A 13,685-nucleotide genomic window follows, 5' to 3' on the forward strand; every position below is an offset into this window, starting at 1 on the left:
CAGCATTTCGCTTCCATTCAGCAAATAAATGAAATTATGTTCATTCATTAATTGCTGCTTCAAGCGCAACAACAATCATATCGTTGAACGTCGTTTGACGTTCTTCTGACGTTGTTTCTTCACCAGTGAAGATGTGATCACTTACTGTTAAAACCGACAAAGCATTACGGCCGTATTTAGCGGCTAGCGTATACAGAGCCGTCGTTTCCATTTCAACTGCCAATACGCCGTGAGCTGCTAATTTTTCTAGCTGGCCGTCTTCATTGTAAAATTGATCAGATGTAAATACACTTCCTACTTTTAACTGAAGGCCTTTTTCAACACCTGCATCGTAAGCGCGCTTTAATAAATCAAAGTTAGCTGTCGGTGCGTAGTCAATAGGACCAAATTTAACCCGGTTCATTTGTGAATCACTTGACGAAGACATGGCTAAAATAACGTCACGTACTTTTACATCTTTTTGGATTGCTCCGCATGTACCCACGCGAATTAGGTTTTGAACACCATATTCATTCATTAGTTCATTTACATAAATAGCAATCGATGGTACACCCATTCCCGTTCCTTGAACAGAAACGCGCTTTCCTTTATATGTTCCTGTAAATCCAAGCATACCGCGCACTTCGTTATAGCAAGTTACGTCTTCTAAAAACGTTTCTGCAATGTATTTTGCACGAAGTGGATCACCTGGAAGTAAAATCGTTTCTGCAATATCACCTTGTTTTGCCCCAATATGTACGCTCATTTCGTACCTCCTATATGTAAAAAATCTTACGCTTTCACTATACCATATTGTATCCCTTGCATGTCTATTTACTTCTAACATTATGCGTCAAAAATAAAAAGACATACTGCCCAAAAAATGGCGTAGTATGTCTTTTTATATAAGGGTACGCTAATAGCGCAAGGGATTTACTAACTTTAGCTGAGGTGATATGTATGGGGAAAAAACATCGCAACCGAATTAATTCGCCTAAAAAGAATAATCACATTCCAAAAGAAGCAATTATAGCAGAACATGAAGCCCATGGAGATGAATATTCAGCAACAAACCGAAAAAATGGCCCTGGTCATCATACTCGTGATTACTAAGAGTCAACATATAAATAAAAAGCGGCCAGATAGGTCGCTTTTACCTTATGTTTAACGTACGTGCAGGCGATTCACTTTTTGCCATCCGTCTGTCCATAGCTTGTAGTAATACTTCCCTCGAGTACCTTCATCAATTAACAAAATATCGCCTGTGCTAATAAATCTCGCATCACAATCTTTTGGCAAATTATCAGCAATATTAAACATCTGAAATACTTGTGTTGCTGCGTCTTGATGATCGAATGCTGTAATCGTTAGACGATGGACAGGCTTATATCCGCGCTTTTCACCTTTTTCTTCTGTTTGCATAATGGTTACATCATATTCTGTGCTAATATTAAATTGTTTTTTTATTGTGGTCCACACACTCAACATTCTTCCCTCCACCCAAAAGCAAGTATTTACTCTTTTACGTCATGTATTCTTATATAATTAGTGATAAAATCCGAAAACCCTTTATCGAATCAAAACGTTTTTTGTCGAAATTACTAGTTTTTTCTTATTAAACATGTACATAAAATATTTGTTTCCCATTTTATCATTAGTTGTTTTTGAATGGATGAATCAATAGGCCTACTTAAACAAAATGAAATATTAACGAAAAAAATGTAACCATTGCTCCTATTTTTGGTTATATAGGCGCTTAGAAAGGAGGTAGACTCCTAATGACCAAGCAAGTCCTACACAATATCCTGCTAGTATATCCGTTAAAAAGTGTACGCCTAAATACAAACGGCTAAATCCAATTAATAAAATAATAATAGTAATTACGCATGCAGCTGCCGTTTTAATAGCCCTGCTTCTTGTATACATCCATATTAACAAAAGCACTCCGCTGTAAAACGCCATTGAGTTCATGGCATGTCCGCTCGGAAAACTATAGTGAGAGGCGGGAACGACTTGACTCCAATCAGGTCTTGGTCTTGCAAAAATCTCCTTTAATCCCCAATTTAAAGCGCGAACTCCCCAAAAAACAAGCGTGATATATAAAGCGAGCAATCCTTTTCGTTTATAAAGAAGAAATACTATAATGGCAAACCATATTGGCGCAGTGACATACCAAGATCCTACAGTTGTTATAAATATGATGATGGGTGTTAACGTATCCGTCCTCCATCCTTCAATGGTATGAAGTACATTAAAGTCAAGCTGTTTCACCCAAGGTGTATTAAACGTAAATAAAATGAGTAAAAAGAAAGCTAAAAGCGATACAATAAATAGAGAATATTTTGTAGTGCGATTTACCATTTTTTATTTCCTCCAACCTATTAAAAGAAAAAGCATGTAGCGTGCTACATGCTTTACTTATTCACACGTTTTGGCTGAATATAGTCTTCCGGCTTGGGAGCTTGATGAACGACAAATTCAGCCGAAAATTCCTCTTTTGCATTTATTTTTTTCGTTTGTTTTGATTGCGGCATATACCTCTCTCCTTTCTTTTTACTGTCTTTAATATACGAAAAATAAAGGAGAGCTATGCACGTTAGCTATAGCGTGAAATAATATTGGTTAATCTATTTTTTAACTGAGGAATTTCTTTTTCAGAAACATGAACATGAACGAGCGACTCATCTGCATCCAGCATTTCAGATAAAAACCCCCCGAACCCTCTGGCCCGTCGATCTACTTCTATAAATAAATCGTAGTCATGTAAGCCGCTCGGCTGCACGATGATTTCAATTTCATCTACTTTCCCAGCGTACACTCCACCGCTTGGAACAAATTCAAATTCTTGAACAAAAGGAAGTCTTTTTCTCATCCTGCGAGGAGCTTCTTCGCACTCGACTTGACGCAAGCGAAAGCCAAGCTGTTCCATCGCTTCAATTGTGCTTGTTACCATAAGGTTAGGGAGCACTTTTACATGATCAATATCCGACGGATCAACCGCATCTTTAATATCGAGGCTCGTCGCCACCCACACTCGGGTTCTCCCTAATGTAACAGGCGTATCATCAGGTAGCTGAAAGGTAAAAGGAATAGACTTGGTTTCAGATGGTTGGATCGTAAACGGGTCGTTAATCTTAAACGTATTAAGTTCAATGTCCTGCTTGTATTTTTTATCGTCTCTTTCTTTTACATAGGTTGTGAATAGACGCAGATAGATGCTGTCAATTTTCTGCTCAACATTTCCGCCGTACACTTCAACAATCCCTTCAATCGTTTCACCAGCACGAAATTCATCATTGACAAGCTTAGCATCCACTCGCGCTGCACCAATTCCAATGCGGGCTAACGCTTTATTAAATAGCGCCATGCTTTTCCCTCCCCGAGTTCTTACTATTTATATAGTCATAAATGTCTTTTTGTAAACTTTTAATACTTTCATACGCTTCATCTGCTCTCAGCATTTTTTGAATGATGGTTTTAATGGGCGCCGACAAGCTTAGCTCTTGTTCCCAGCTTTTTTCTTGTTTATCCGTCGGCTCATAACCAGAATACAATAAAAATAAAAGAAAATGACCAAGCGCATAGATATCGCTTGCAACCAATGTTTGTCTCATAAACTGCTGTTCTTCTATAAGGCTGCTTGTTTCTTCATGAGCTCCCAAAAATCTTGCAAGACCAAAGTCAATAACATAGATGGTCCCGTTAACATCAATAATGTTTGGAATACGAAGATCACGGTGAACGATTCCTTGCTCATGAATAACGGAAACTACTTTTAGAATATCAAGTAAAATGTCAAGCGCTTTTTCTTCTGTATATACGCGCTTCTCTTCAAAAATTAAATCTTCAAACGTTTTTCCTTGAATCAACTCCATCACTAGAAAACACCCTTCATCTATTTCAACAGCTTCATACAGCGAAGGAATTTGAGGATGATCTAGTTGAGACAGCAGTTTTGCTTCATAATGAAAAGACTTCAGCCCCTGAGGCGTGCGCTGCTTCGTTTTGCGGAGTTGCTTTATTACTACCTCTTTTTGTTGCACAATGTCACTAGCAACATATGTTATACCATAGCTCCCCATTCCCAGTACATTTATGATTTCATAGCGCTCACAAATGACTGTGCCTTTTTTAAAAGGACGGTCAACTAGCCAGCGATGAAAGTGTTTGAACATTCGATTTTTCATTCCAAATCAACTTGAGAAAAAGCTTGAGAAGAAGCTTCCGCTTTTGCGTTTACGCTTGTAATGGTGATGACCATATTTTGAATGACTGTGGCTGTCATAATATTTGCTTCGTTTATAATCGCTACTGCTGCTATGGTGACGCGGACGTCGGTGATGATGATCACTGCTGCTGTAGTGGCGTGGACGTCGGTAGTGCCGATCACTGCTGCTATAGCGGCGATGTTTAGATCCAGTTAATGATTCAAATATTTTTCTGAACATAAAGAAAACCTCTTTTCTTAACATTTGTTACCCTTTATACGTACGAAATGTTATAAAGGTTTCAAAAAGTCCCTTACCCTTTTTTAAAATAGTTAAACGTTTCAAAGGAGGCTTAACATGACTTCTACTGACACAAATCCCCTCATTAGATTGGAGGATGTTCTTCGTCTGCAGCAGATGATGCAGCACAAACCTCCTGCTATTCTCCCGCTCTCTTTTATTGGAGAAGATGTAAAATGGATTAAAGAAATTCGAAGAAAAGTAAAAAAAGCTAATCAAAACAATGTTACACGTACACAAGCTTATTTGGACTATTATCAAAAACACCCTGAAATTCACTGGGCTCTTTTAGCACACTTAGTTTCACGAAACGGCGGCTATTATATGACAGATCTCTCCACTACCTTAATAAAATCCCTGCTTTCATCAGAGAAACAGCACGCATACTTCTTGTTTTTAGAACATTCCAACTCAGCGATATTTCATGATGCTTACGCTCAGCTGTTACTCTATGAAAAAAGCAAAGAGCAAAACAGCAATCTGTTTCATTTACTCCCCGCCTTTCACATATCTTCTTTTATGAAAGCTGTTTGGAATGACTTTTGGCAGCATAGAAACAAAACGCTCTTATCAATAGCCCTGATTGTGAACGAACAGTATCATATCGAAAAAAATGTTCTCTTTAAAAAAGAGTTTCAGCGTAATGTTCTTCACTCTTGGCAGTTTCACACTCAAAATTTTCTCGGTATGACTCAAATCGTCTTTCCCTATTATTCAGGTAATAAAATTGATTTATGTGGAACGAAAGTGTACCATTTTGAGTCTGTGATAAGACGGATTGAAGTGGGAAAAACCCTATACGTTCTTCTTTTTTATTCAAACTTGCATGATGCTATTTATACCTTTAGCCTTAAACACCCTCATACAGGGTCTCGAAGCGATTATAATTCAGATATATTTACAAATGACAGAACTCATTCCAAAAAGCTCTATAGCCCGACTTTAACTATGAGCTGGGGAGACCGCGTACATCTTTTTTTAAGAAAAGAAGAATGGTTTGAAGACGAAAGCATATTTTCTCTTCTTGACTCTATTCCCGATTCTTCAGTTAAAAAAATTCCCCTTCAGCATCATATAAAAGTGCAATCCGCTATAAAAGCTGCTAATCCTTTTTCATAACCGCTGTCTCATAAACAAAACGACGAGTTTCCCCGTCGTTACAGATGTATCTATCTTTTTATTCTTCATCTTGCTCATCAATAATACATTTATCAATGAGATAATCAAAAGTTATATCCGCTAATTCGCCTAGCTCTTCTTCAGCGGGAACATAGCCTCGCTTGACTAGTTCATTGTAAAAGAACTCCGCAATTTCTTCCGTATCAATGACCACTTCGATTTCTTTCACAATATCACTCCTTATCCCGTTTGAACGGATTAGCGTACCTTATTTTTCTTAAAAATAGGTTCACTCCATCTTCTGCTTGAAGTTTTACCTTATACACATTTATGAACAATTTGGCAATAGTATGTCTAAAATTTCAGCAGTTTAAATAGAAAGGTAATTATACCCATTCTTTTTTCATTACCATCGCCGTATACACAATAAAAGATAGCTAAGAGAGATGTGATGATCTATCTCGGCTATCTTTTATTTATTAGGCATCTACCTGCTATTTTCCTTGTTCGGATTTTGCTATCTTTTTTAAATGTTTCAGCACTAAGTTCATGACTTCAGCGTATTCTTCATCTTCAAAAAGCTCATACAAAAATTTATAATCATTGTACACATACAATGGTTTAGGCTATATATAAAATTCATAGTTCGGCAGATAAGTAAACTAAGAGTGAGCTAGTGAAATATATAAATATAGGTGGCTAATTCAAGTTAAACTATATCGTCTTTGGTGAACACGCCGCATGTAACACCTTTTTCTTCACAATATTTCATTAAACGTTTCTTTCTCGCTTCAGTCATTGTATAGAAGACAAGAACGCAATCAACGTTGTACTCTTTTTCAAGCAAAGGGAAAAGTTCAGCATAAGAATCAATTTTGTTCATATTTCGAGTCATCATTTGTTTATGGTCCACTTCTACAAAGAAGTATGTTTGATCTTGGCTGAAAAAAGCATCTGAAATAATTTTCTTTTTGTTTCGTTGTCTATCTCTCCACTCTATCGGATGTTCAGGTTTCCAAGTGTCAGGGAAATCATAATACATGTACATATCGCTTCTCATTAATTTATGTTCAATTTGGTTAGGTTTAGCAGGGTTTCGGTCTGTACCAATGTATTGTCTTCCAGCTCTGTTTAGATAATAGACATTTTCATGCAACCTTTTTGAATTGAGGTACTTACTCATGTTCATCAGGATACGGTTCATATTTCGCACATTAGAGATGTTTAATAATTTTTGGATTTGACTCCGACTCATGAACTCCATTTTCTCCAAATTGTGTAATACTTGATCCACTCTCTCGTGATACTTCTTTTCGTTCGCTGATAACATAACGATCAATCCTTTCCATCATTTCAGTATCTTCTATATAAGGCGTTTGAACTTCCATCACTTCATGCGTCTTCACTAAAGCCCTACCAGGGATATTAGAAGGTAGCTTTTCAGCACCGTGTTCATCGATAGCAACTTCCGAAGCGTATCCTGTAGGTAAACGGAAACTAATTTTCATATCTGCATTTTGTTTAATTTGGCGTGGTAGGGTATCCGATGTGGGATATTGAGTGGCGTACACAATTCTCGTCCCCAAGCCCCCTGCTACCCTTGCTAATTCAGATAAATAATATTGACAAGCACTCATAATTTTCTTTACTTCAGGCTCCATGAATTTATCAGGGGCCAGTTGAGCTGCTTCATCCACAATGACAAATAATCGTTTCTTTTCAGATGTCTTAACAACATTGTTCCATCCGTTACCTAAAAACTTTTCCATTGTATCTTTTACTTGTAAATGTAATTGCGAAAGCTCCTCATAAGCTTCAAATGGATCACCACAAACCGCTCTGACCTGTTTTAAATTGCGATAAGGGTTAAACTCCAACTTTCCTTTTAAATCGATAATAAGAAATTCTACGTCTTCAGGGTGATGTTCAATAAGATATGTCATGATGTTTTTGAGCATTTGTGTTTTCCCGAACCTTGTTGTTCCCGCAATTGTCGTATGGGGTGTTTTATCGAAGTCGTGGAAGTGCCAACCTTCTAAATTCATTCCAAGAGGCACGACCCACCCTTCTTTACTTGGTACATCTTTATACGGAACAATTTCAGGCATTTCGATATCATACACAGTGATACTCAAATACTTCTTATACTTTAATTTCAAGGGTTTGTTCAGCGTAGAGGACAATACCTCTTTAAGTGGTTTTAACGTCTTGTCGGGTAATCCTACAGTCGTAGCATAGACATACTCTTTTCCGTTTTCTACACTGTGTTCGTGGACGAGTTTAGGGAATACGAAGGTTTGTTTCTCTTTACCGATTTTTCCACCTACGCCCAAGTTCCGAAACACTAACTCAATTTGATCTTTATCAGTTGGTTTTTTCTTTCGACCAAAAGCTACAGCTAGACCACAAACAGCAGCAGGAAATAAGAATTCAATCACAGAAACCACTCCTTCTATTTTTAATCTTCTGAATTTTCTCCAGCGTACTTTCCTGAAATGAGGTTGGAAAAAGATTGAGGAAGAAAGAAAATAGCTAACGGTGGACGAATCCGCGTTGAACCCTTGCTACATCAACTATTTTACCATACCTAGGAAAATACTGCATCAGTCTTCCAATGGTCATACCTATAAAAACATCGCAGCTAACTTCGAAACAAAATACAACAAGCTACCCGCTATACCAGCACTCATACCAATTTTGATGAACCCTTCTACTTTCTCAAAATCTAGTTCAAGCCAACCTCTCTTCTCAGCAATCGCCAACCCTACAAATAAAGCTCCTGTCCCTAACATTGCAATCATAACTCATCATCCCCCTTTAAATATTCTTCCAAAATGGATCGCGGGATTTTTACCCACTCGTCTTCTTGTGGATGTAACCAATTGTCTATTTCGTTGTACAAACCACTGTAACCCTTGTATGATTCATTATTCACATCAAATCTGTCCATGTAATCCATTAATGCGTGACGTTGACCGTTATTGCTTGTGCGATTGTATAAGCCTCGTAAGTAATCTGAGCTATAAAGGTATTCGGTATGTTCCAAATGGTCGAATTCAGATTGTTTCGCCCGTTTGCTACGGTGTTCCGACAGTCCATCGAAGAAACCTTTTAGCATTAGTCATTACCACATTCAGCTTCATGTAACTTTTTAGAAAAATCATGTAAGACTGCCATTCTTCTTTCTAATTCCATTTCAGAAAGGTTTTCAGCTTCTAATCGGTCAATCATCATAAATAAAACATCCATCATACTGAAATTTGTTTCTTTCATCATTTCGATAAATTTCATTTCAAGTGTAGTCATCCTAAACACTCCCTGTTGGTTGGTATACTTCATGGTATGACAGTTGGGTTGTACATGATTCAACTATTTGTTAAACTTTTTATCTTTTTTAGTATACAAAGGCAATCATACTTGTTATAATGAGTATATGGTAATAAAATGAAGGGAGGGAAATATAATGAATAGTTTAGGAGTGGTTACCATGCCAAGCAGTAAAGAAAGCAGAAAAGATGATCTTAAAGCCAAATTAAAAATCAGATTCGCAGAACTGGATATTCCACAGCATAAGGTAGCTGAAGTAATGGATGAAAGTAAGCAAACAGTTAGCGCTTGGGCTAACAACCATAAAGAACCTTCTTTAATAAAGGCTTTTAGGTTAGCTCATTTTCTTGGCTGTAAAGTTGACGACTTATGGGAGTACATCGAAGAAAAGGATAAAATTAAATAAAAATAGGTGTTGTGATATACAGCACCTTAAAAACGGGAGGAATATAAAATGGCTCAGAAATTTAAAAAAGGTCAACGCGTTCAGATTACAAGAGGTTATGTAGGAAATCCTGTTGGAGAAATCGTTAAGTACAAGAAAAGCTTTAATGCTTATAACGTTAAAGGTGATGATGGTCGTAATTACGATTTGCTTTTTGAAGACCAAATTACTCCTATAATCCCAAGAGAAGAAACAGTTATTGAAGTTAATGCTTCAAAACTTCCAGAAACACCTGCATACGAAAAGGTTACGCCTGATAGCGCGATTGAACAACTTAAATTAATTTCAGCTCTTAACCAAGAAATCACTTTATCCCCTGCTCAAGCACAAAAATTAGTTTCTGAAATTTTAGAATTAGAAAAGGAAGAGAAACGTCTCCAAGATGGAATGAAGAAAATTAAAATGTCTGTTGATTTCTACTCTAGTGAAGATGTGGAGGAAGTGAAATGAACGAATTAATCGCTAATGATGTTAGAATGACGAGTTTAGATTTAGCTGAATTAACGGGTAAACTTCACAAAAATGTAATGGCTGATATAAGGAAAGAAAGTGAGGAATTAGGAGAAGAAATAGCCCAGCTTATTTTTCAGCCCGGCTCCTATCTCGATAAAAACAATCAAGAAAGACCTTGTTACGAATTTGGTAAAGAAGGCGCAATGCAATTAGCTTTAAAATATGATGCGAAAGTTCGGTATAAGGTTATCAAGAAAATCGAGGAATTAGAGAATTCGCGGGTTAAACCGACTGAAAACATTAGAGCTTTTGAAATGCACTTGATAGGCGTTGACTACACATCGAGAATTTTACGTGTAGATGATACTTCTAAAATTAAAATGCTTGAAGTTGCTCATAAACATCATGGAGTACCTACCGATCACCTTCCGAAATACATTGAAGATGAAACAACTAAATCGTTGACAGAGTTATTGAAAGAACATGAAGTTGGATTGTCTACTGCTAAAGTTAATACAAAATTAATTGAAGTAGGATTATTGGAGATTAAAGAACGTCCTAGCTCAAAAGGAAAAACAAAAGAGTTTAAGTCCATTACAGAAAAAGGATTAGTGTACGGGAAGAACTTAATTAGTCCGAATAATGCAAAAGAAACGCAACCGCATTACTACCCTTCTAAATTCGAAGAGTTATTAAGGGTTTTAGACATAAATAAAGAGCAACCTGCAAAGCAAGTTACTCAATAAACCAATACAGAGGGAGCTAGTTTGGTCGCTCTCTCCCTCTTTTGAAAAGTATATCATAAAATAAAGGTAATACAAATAGGAGGAATGATAATGAACGTTATCTGTAATATATTCCATCGTAGACATTGGTTCAGTAATGATTTTGGGACATGGTGGACATCTTGGGAAGAACATAGGGGTGAATACACAATAACTTGCACGAAATGCGGTAGAAAATATCAGAAGCGGCATGAGGAGGAAATCTAATGAACAAACAAGAGTTAACAGATATCGTTAAAAACCTTAGACAAATACAATCCAACAAACCCATTAGAGTCAAAGTAAATGAATCGTGGTTAAATGAGCAATTAAGTGATGTAATCATGATTGATGATCCAAAAACAAAAGGAACAAGTAGTTTTTATGGATTGCCTTTAGAAATAGACAACGGTATTCAGACGTTTGAATTTGTATATAAGGAAACAAAATAAAAAGCACCCTCACGACAAAGGGTGCTCTAGCAAAGAACGTACACTAGATGTACAAGAGAGATTATATCATAGTTTGGATGAATGTAAAGGGAGTGGATGGAATGGCTAGTCCTAAAATAGAAAATGAAACAGTTTATGTTGTTTATTATGAAGGCAAACCCTATTATGGAAACGGAAGTCGAATAGTTTATACAAAAGAATCGTTAGCTAAATCCACTATTACAAAAGATTCATATGAGAAAGCAAAAGAACTTTACAATAAAAAACGAGAAAAAGAAGGATATCACCTTGATGATTGGGAGGATATCAGTATCGAACTCGAACAGGAGCTGATAGAATCAGTGAAGAATAAATTTTCTATCGTTGAATATGCACCTAAAAAATAAGCACCTTTCGCACCCTAAACCAAGCATGTAAGAACCTTTATCTTGCATGTTTTCTTTTTGCCTTTATAATAAAATTTGCCAACAAATGAAAATAAAGGGGATAAAACAATGAAAAAAGCAATGGGTATCTCACTCTTAGCATGTGGATTATTACTTGCAGGGTGTGGGAATGAACCAGCAAAGGAAACAACGAGTAAATCGGAACCAAAACAAGAAGCAGTCAAAAAGGAAGTTAAGCCTGAAGATATTAAAATTACGAACAAAGAAGAAATCTATTACACGTATGACGATGATTACACGGGCGAGAAACAAGCAAGTTATTCTGCTACGATTAAGAATGACAGCAAAGAAAACATTGATGTATCAGCTATTAATATTACGTATTTTGATAAAGAAGGTCATGTCATCGGTTCAAGTGACGATTCAACAGCATGGGTTTCCCCTTCTGTCTTAGCACCAGGTAAGATTGCACATGTACAAAATCAAATAGATATGAACCCTGACTATGAGCTAGGTAAGGCTGAAATGACGATTTCTCCTGAAGTGACGGATGTAAAAGTGGTTGAGCTGCCGATGTCGAATGAAGCACTAGACGCGAACGAGGATCAAACGTTTATCTTTATGCGCGGCCAAGTGAAGAACGATACAAAAGAAGCGACTAACGATATTACAATTGGCGCTGCCGTTTACGATAAAGACAACAAATTCCTGACAACACTTTACGGGCAAATCGGCGATACGTTAAACCCTGGTCAGAAGATGTCGTTTAAAGCTGAGTCTCCATTTTTAAATTTTAATAAGATGACTCAACCGGATCACTATGAATTCTTTGCGTACAAATACGTGTACCCTGAAGGAACCGCTGGCGAAGGTGGGGATGGAGAAGTAACAGAATAAAAAGAAGCCCTGTCGCTCGTAGTGAGTAACAGGGCTTTTGTGTTAGAACAATTTATTAAAGGTGTTTACACCGACAACACCATCCACTGATAGTCCTTTATCATCTTGGAACTTCTTCACCGCTGCTGTTGTTCCGCTACCGAAAATACCATCTACCCCTTTTGTGTCATACCCTAGTGCGTACAATACAGCTTGTACAATATAGGTAATATTCCCTCTTGCTCCTTCATGTACATTGACCACTTTCGAAGCAGTAGCAGGACCATATAAGCCATCGACTGTAAGGTTCGCACGATACTGTTTGTTTAATTCAGTTTGTAAGCCTGTAACAAGCGCTTTTTTTGTAGCTGGTCCGTATAAGCCATCAATCACTAATTTCGTGCCATATCGGTTGTTTAACGTTGTCTGAATGGACATCATCACCGCATTACCTTTTGTTTTTGGTTGTTCAGATGGTTTAGTTGGTTGCTTCACGATTACGCTATCCACTTTATTTGAAGGTGCAGGAATAATTGTAGGATCATTCCCTGCTAACTCATTTTTCACAAATACTTTAAACGCTTCAAACTGTGATTTATCCGCTACCCAAGGAGCAGGACAATTCTTCGCTGTTACATCGTAATGACGGACGATATCTGTAAGTGGGTCTAGCCCGTATTTCTTACATAACTCAACAGCGATGGCAGCCGAACGTTTAACAGTATCAGGATGGATTGTACCGTCTTTCTCGATACACATTTCAATACCAAGCGAAAGAAGGTTAGCATTTGGTTTCAATGCCGCTACTCCACGATAAGCAACCCCATTCACACGCTTTTGAACATCATTCGCATGGTAAGCTACTTCATTAAGTGGAACAATACAAAGTGAGTCTACACGATCCACAAAGAAGTGAGCTGATGCATAACGGTCTTTTAGGTTGTTGAAGTATTTATAATGATTCATCGCGCTTGCACCCGGATTGGCAGTATAGTGCATCAAAATTTTGCGAACCGCTGTTAACTTCTTACCTGAACGAGCATATTTATTTACGTTGATAAATTTATTTTCCCATGCAGACATTTATATTCCTCCCTAAAATAAAATAGCCACCCCGAAAGGCGACTACTTTAATCCTTTTTGTTTCAAGACTTCCTTTTGTTCCTTCGCTTTTTCCGTAATGCCGTAATGGTTTTTATAAATGGACACCAGCACCGCTACAAGAGGAATAGCTGCGATTAACACCGCTTCAAAGGCATTGATGCTATCTACCGTAAACCATTCGAATTTCACGTTTAATGTACCTAGAAACAGCAAGATTGCCATGAGGAACGCTGTAATTTGTTTTACGAAGTCTTTGTTCATGTGTATCTCTC

At 37.3% G+C, this 13,685-nt stretch carries 21 protein-coding genes; 8 read left to right on the forward strand and 13 right to left on the reverse strand.

Going from position 1 to position 13,685, the window contains the following annotated elements; all coding sequences use genetic code 11:
- Window positions 1–40: 40 nt before the first annotated feature.
- Complete coding sequence (deoD, locus tag MKX72_RS19870) at window positions 41–745, reverse strand: purine-nucleoside phosphorylase (protein ID WP_013058711.1); 705 nt, start codon at window positions 743–745, stop codon at window positions 41–43.
- A gap of 194 nt (window positions 746–939) precedes the next feature.
- On the opposite strand from deoD, the gene MKX72_RS19875 reads away from it, so the two are divergent.
- Complete coding sequence (locus MKX72_RS19875) at window positions 940–1,092, forward strand: hypothetical protein (RefSeq protein ID WP_013058712.1); 153 nt, start codon at window positions 940–942, stop codon at window positions 1,090–1,092.
- A 51-nt stretch (window positions 1,093–1,143) separates the two neighbouring features.
- Here the strand turns inward: MKX72_RS19875 and MKX72_RS19880 are convergent, their stop codons facing one another.
- From MKX72_RS19880 to MKX72_RS19900, 5 genes are all read right to left on the reverse strand, one after another.
- Window positions 1,144–1,467 carry a hypothetical protein gene (locus MKX72_RS19880; protein ID WP_013058713.1) on the reverse strand — a complete coding sequence of 108 codons (324 nt, stop codon included), beginning with the start codon at window positions 1,465–1,467 and terminating at the stop codon, window positions 1,144–1,146.
- A gap of 246 nt (window positions 1,468–1,713) precedes the next feature.
- Window positions 1,714–2,340: a phosphatase PAP2 family protein gene (locus MKX72_RS19885; RefSeq protein ID WP_154989786.1), complete on the reverse strand. Its 627-nt coding sequence runs from the start codon at window positions 2,338–2,340 to the stop codon at window positions 1,714–1,716.
- 235 nt (window positions 2,341–2,575) lie between these two features.
- Window positions 2,576–3,346: a sporulation protein gene (locus MKX72_RS19890; RefSeq protein WP_028415111.1), complete on the reverse strand. Its 771-nt coding sequence runs from the start codon at window positions 3,344–3,346 to the stop codon at window positions 2,576–2,578.
- Window positions 3,333–4,166 (reverse strand): serine/threonine protein kinase, encoded by an 834-nt coding sequence (locus tag MKX72_RS19895; protein ID WP_063248357.1) that lies wholly within the window; start codon window positions 4,164–4,166, stop codon window positions 3,333–3,335. Before MKX72_RS19895 ends, MKX72_RS19890 begins: the two co-directional genes overlap by 14 nt.
- Before the next feature lie 6 nt (window positions 4,167–4,172).
- Window positions 4,173–4,427, reverse strand: coding sequence for a hypothetical protein (locus MKX72_RS19900; RefSeq protein ID WP_080754470.1), 255 nt, complete (start codon window positions 4,425–4,427; stop codon window positions 4,173–4,175).
- A 117-nt stretch (window positions 4,428–4,544) separates the two neighbouring features.
- On the opposite strand from MKX72_RS19900, the gene MKX72_RS19905 reads away from it, so the two are divergent.
- The gene (locus MKX72_RS19905; RefSeq protein ID WP_063248359.1) at window positions 4,545–5,606 is read left to right on the forward strand and encodes a DUF2515 family protein; all 1,062 of its coding nucleotides are present in this window, start codon (window positions 4,545–4,547) and stop codon (window positions 5,604–5,606) included.
- A 58-nt stretch (window positions 5,607–5,664) separates the two neighbouring features.
- Here MKX72_RS19905 and MKX72_RS19910 read toward each other — a convergent pair whose 3' ends face one another.
- The 5 genes from MKX72_RS19910 to MKX72_RS19930 form a co-directional block, all read right to left on the reverse strand.
- Window positions 5,665–5,835 (reverse strand): YozD family protein, encoded by a 171-nt coding sequence (locus tag MKX72_RS19910; protein WP_013058720.1) that lies wholly within the window; start codon window positions 5,833–5,835, stop codon window positions 5,665–5,667.
- A gap of 480 nt (window positions 5,836–6,315) precedes the next feature.
- On the reverse strand, window positions 6,316–6,861 hold the full coding sequence (locus MKX72_RS19915; RefSeq protein WP_340760730.1) for a replication-relaxation family protein: 546 nt from the start codon (window positions 6,859–6,861) through the stop codon (window positions 6,316–6,318).
- Window positions 6,821–8,044 (reverse strand): FtsK/SpoIIIE domain-containing protein, encoded by a 1,224-nt coding sequence (locus MKX72_RS19920; protein ID WP_340760731.1) that lies wholly within the window; start codon window positions 8,042–8,044, stop codon window positions 6,821–6,823. Before MKX72_RS19920 ends, MKX72_RS19915 begins: the two co-directional genes overlap by 41 nt.
- Window positions 8,045–8,230: 186 nt before the next feature.
- Window positions 8,231–8,407 (reverse strand): hypothetical protein, encoded by a 177-nt coding sequence (locus tag MKX72_RS19925; RefSeq protein WP_340760733.1) that lies wholly within the window; start codon window positions 8,405–8,407, stop codon window positions 8,231–8,233.
- Between the two features lie 316 nt (window positions 8,408–8,723).
- The gene (locus tag MKX72_RS19930; RefSeq protein ID WP_340760735.1) at window positions 8,724–8,912 is read right to left on the reverse strand and encodes a hypothetical protein; all 189 of its coding nucleotides are present in this window, start codon (window positions 8,910–8,912) and stop codon (window positions 8,724–8,726) included.
- 157 nt (window positions 8,913–9,069) lie between these two features.
- Here MKX72_RS19930 and MKX72_RS19935 point away from each other — a divergent pair, with 157 nt between their 5' ends.
- The 6 genes from MKX72_RS19935 (at window position 9,070) to MKX72_RS19960 (ending at window position 12,330) form a co-directional block, all read left to right on the forward strand.
- Window positions 9,070–9,339, forward strand: a complete 270-nt coding sequence (locus MKX72_RS19935) for a helix-turn-helix transcriptional regulator (RefSeq protein WP_340760736.1) — start codon at window positions 9,070–9,072, stop codon at window positions 9,337–9,339.
- Between the two features lie 48 nt (window positions 9,340–9,387).
- Window positions 9,388–9,828 carry a hypothetical protein gene (locus MKX72_RS19940; protein WP_340760737.1) on the forward strand — a complete coding sequence of 147 codons (441 nt, stop codon included), beginning with the start codon at window positions 9,388–9,390 and terminating at the stop codon, window positions 9,826–9,828.
- Window positions 9,825–10,577: a Rha family transcriptional regulator gene (locus tag MKX72_RS19945; RefSeq protein WP_340760739.1), complete on the forward strand. Its 753-nt coding sequence runs from the start codon at window positions 9,825–9,827 to the stop codon at window positions 10,575–10,577. The genes MKX72_RS19940 and MKX72_RS19945 overlap by 4 nt, the downstream gene beginning before the upstream one ends.
- 245 nt (window positions 10,578–10,822) lie before the next feature.
- Window positions 10,823–11,047, forward strand: coding sequence for a hypothetical protein (locus MKX72_RS19950; protein ID WP_340760741.1), 225 nt, complete (start codon window positions 10,823–10,825; stop codon window positions 11,045–11,047).
- Between the two features lie 101 nt (window positions 11,048–11,148).
- On the forward strand, window positions 11,149–11,433 hold the full coding sequence (locus tag MKX72_RS19955; protein WP_340760742.1) for a hypothetical protein: 285 nt from the start codon (window positions 11,149–11,151) through the stop codon (window positions 11,431–11,433).
- 108 nt (window positions 11,434–11,541) lie between these two features.
- Window positions 11,542–12,330, forward strand: coding sequence for an FxLYD domain-containing protein (locus tag MKX72_RS19960; protein ID WP_340760744.1), 789 nt, complete (start codon window positions 11,542–11,544; stop codon window positions 12,328–12,330).
- Between the two features lie 42 nt (window positions 12,331–12,372).
- Here MKX72_RS19960 and MKX72_RS19965 read toward each other — a convergent pair whose 3' ends face one another.
- Complete coding sequence (locus MKX72_RS19965; RefSeq protein WP_340760746.1) at window positions 12,373–13,392, reverse strand: peptidoglycan recognition protein family protein; 1,020 nt, start codon at window positions 13,390–13,392, stop codon at window positions 12,373–12,375.
- A 42-nt stretch (window positions 13,393–13,434) separates the two neighbouring features.
- Window positions 13,435–13,674: a phage holin gene (locus MKX72_RS19970; protein WP_340760748.1), complete on the reverse strand. Its 240-nt coding sequence runs from the start codon at window positions 13,672–13,674 to the stop codon at window positions 13,435–13,437.
- Window positions 13,675–13,685: the final 11 nt, after the last annotated feature.

Origin of the sequence: Priestia sp. FSL R5-0597 (genome assembly GCF_038006305.1) — a bacterium.
Classification (GTDB): Bacteria; Bacillota; Bacilli; order Bacillales; family Bacillaceae_H; genus Priestia; species Priestia zanthoxyli.

Coding starts and splice junctions, on each gene's coding strand:
- deoD (WP_013058711.1), bottom strand. CDS start 745: ATGAGCGTACATATTGGGGCAAAACAAGGTGATATTGCAGAAACGATT.
- MKX72_RS19875 (WP_013058712.1), top strand. CDS start 940: ATGGGGAAAAAACATCGCAACCGAATTAATTCGCCTAAAAAGAATAAT.
- MKX72_RS19880 (WP_013058713.1), bottom strand. CDS start 1,467: ATGTTGAGTGTGTGGACCACAATAAAAAAACAATTTAATATTAGCACA.
- MKX72_RS19885 (WP_154989786.1), bottom strand. CDS start 2,340: ATGGTAAATCGCACTACAAAATATTCTCTATTTATTGTATCGCTTTTA.
- MKX72_RS19890 (WP_028415111.1), bottom strand. CDS start 3,346: ATGGCGCTATTTAATAAAGCGTTAGCCCGCATTGGAATTGGTGCAGCG.
- MKX72_RS19895 (WP_063248357.1), bottom strand. CDS start 4,166: ATGAAAAATCGAATGTTCAAACACTTTCATCGCTGGCTAGTTGACCGT.
- MKX72_RS19900 (WP_080754470.1), bottom strand. CDS start 4,427: ATGTTCAGAAAAATATTTGAATCATTAACTGGATCTAAACATCGCCGC.
- MKX72_RS19905 (WP_063248359.1), top strand. CDS start 4,545: ATGACTTCTACTGACACAAATCCCCTCATTAGATTGGAGGATGTTCTT.
- MKX72_RS19915 (WP_340760730.1), bottom strand. CDS start 6,861: ATGAGTCGGAGTCAAATCCAAAAATTATTAAACATCTCTAATGTGCGA.
- MKX72_RS19925 (WP_340760733.1), bottom strand. CDS start 8,407: ATGATTGCAATGTTAGGGACAGGAGCTTTATTTGTAGGGTTGGCGATT.
- MKX72_RS19930 (WP_340760735.1), bottom strand. CDS start 8,912: ATGACTACACTTGAAATGAAATTTATCGAAATGATGAAAGAAACAAAT.
- MKX72_RS19935 (WP_340760736.1), top strand. CDS start 9,070: ATGAATAGTTTAGGAGTGGTTACCATGCCAAGCAGTAAAGAAAGCAGA.
- MKX72_RS19940 (WP_340760737.1), top strand. CDS start 9,388: ATGGCTCAGAAATTTAAAAAAGGTCAACGCGTTCAGATTACAAGAGGT.
- MKX72_RS19945 (WP_340760739.1), top strand. CDS start 9,825: ATGAACGAATTAATCGCTAATGATGTTAGAATGACGAGTTTAGATTTA.
- MKX72_RS19950 (WP_340760741.1), top strand. CDS start 10,823: ATGAACAAACAAGAGTTAACAGATATCGTTAAAAACCTTAGACAAATA.
- MKX72_RS19955 (WP_340760742.1), top strand. CDS start 11,149: ATGGCTAGTCCTAAAATAGAAAATGAAACAGTTTATGTTGTTTATTAT.
- MKX72_RS19960 (WP_340760744.1), top strand. CDS start 11,542: ATGAAAAAAGCAATGGGTATCTCACTCTTAGCATGTGGATTATTACTT.
- MKX72_RS19965 (WP_340760746.1), bottom strand. CDS start 13,392: ATGTCTGCATGGGAAAATAAATTTATCAACGTAAATAAATATGCTCGT.
- MKX72_RS19970 (WP_340760748.1), bottom strand. CDS start 13,674: ATGAACAAAGACTTCGTAAAACAAATTACAGCGTTCCTCATGGCAATC.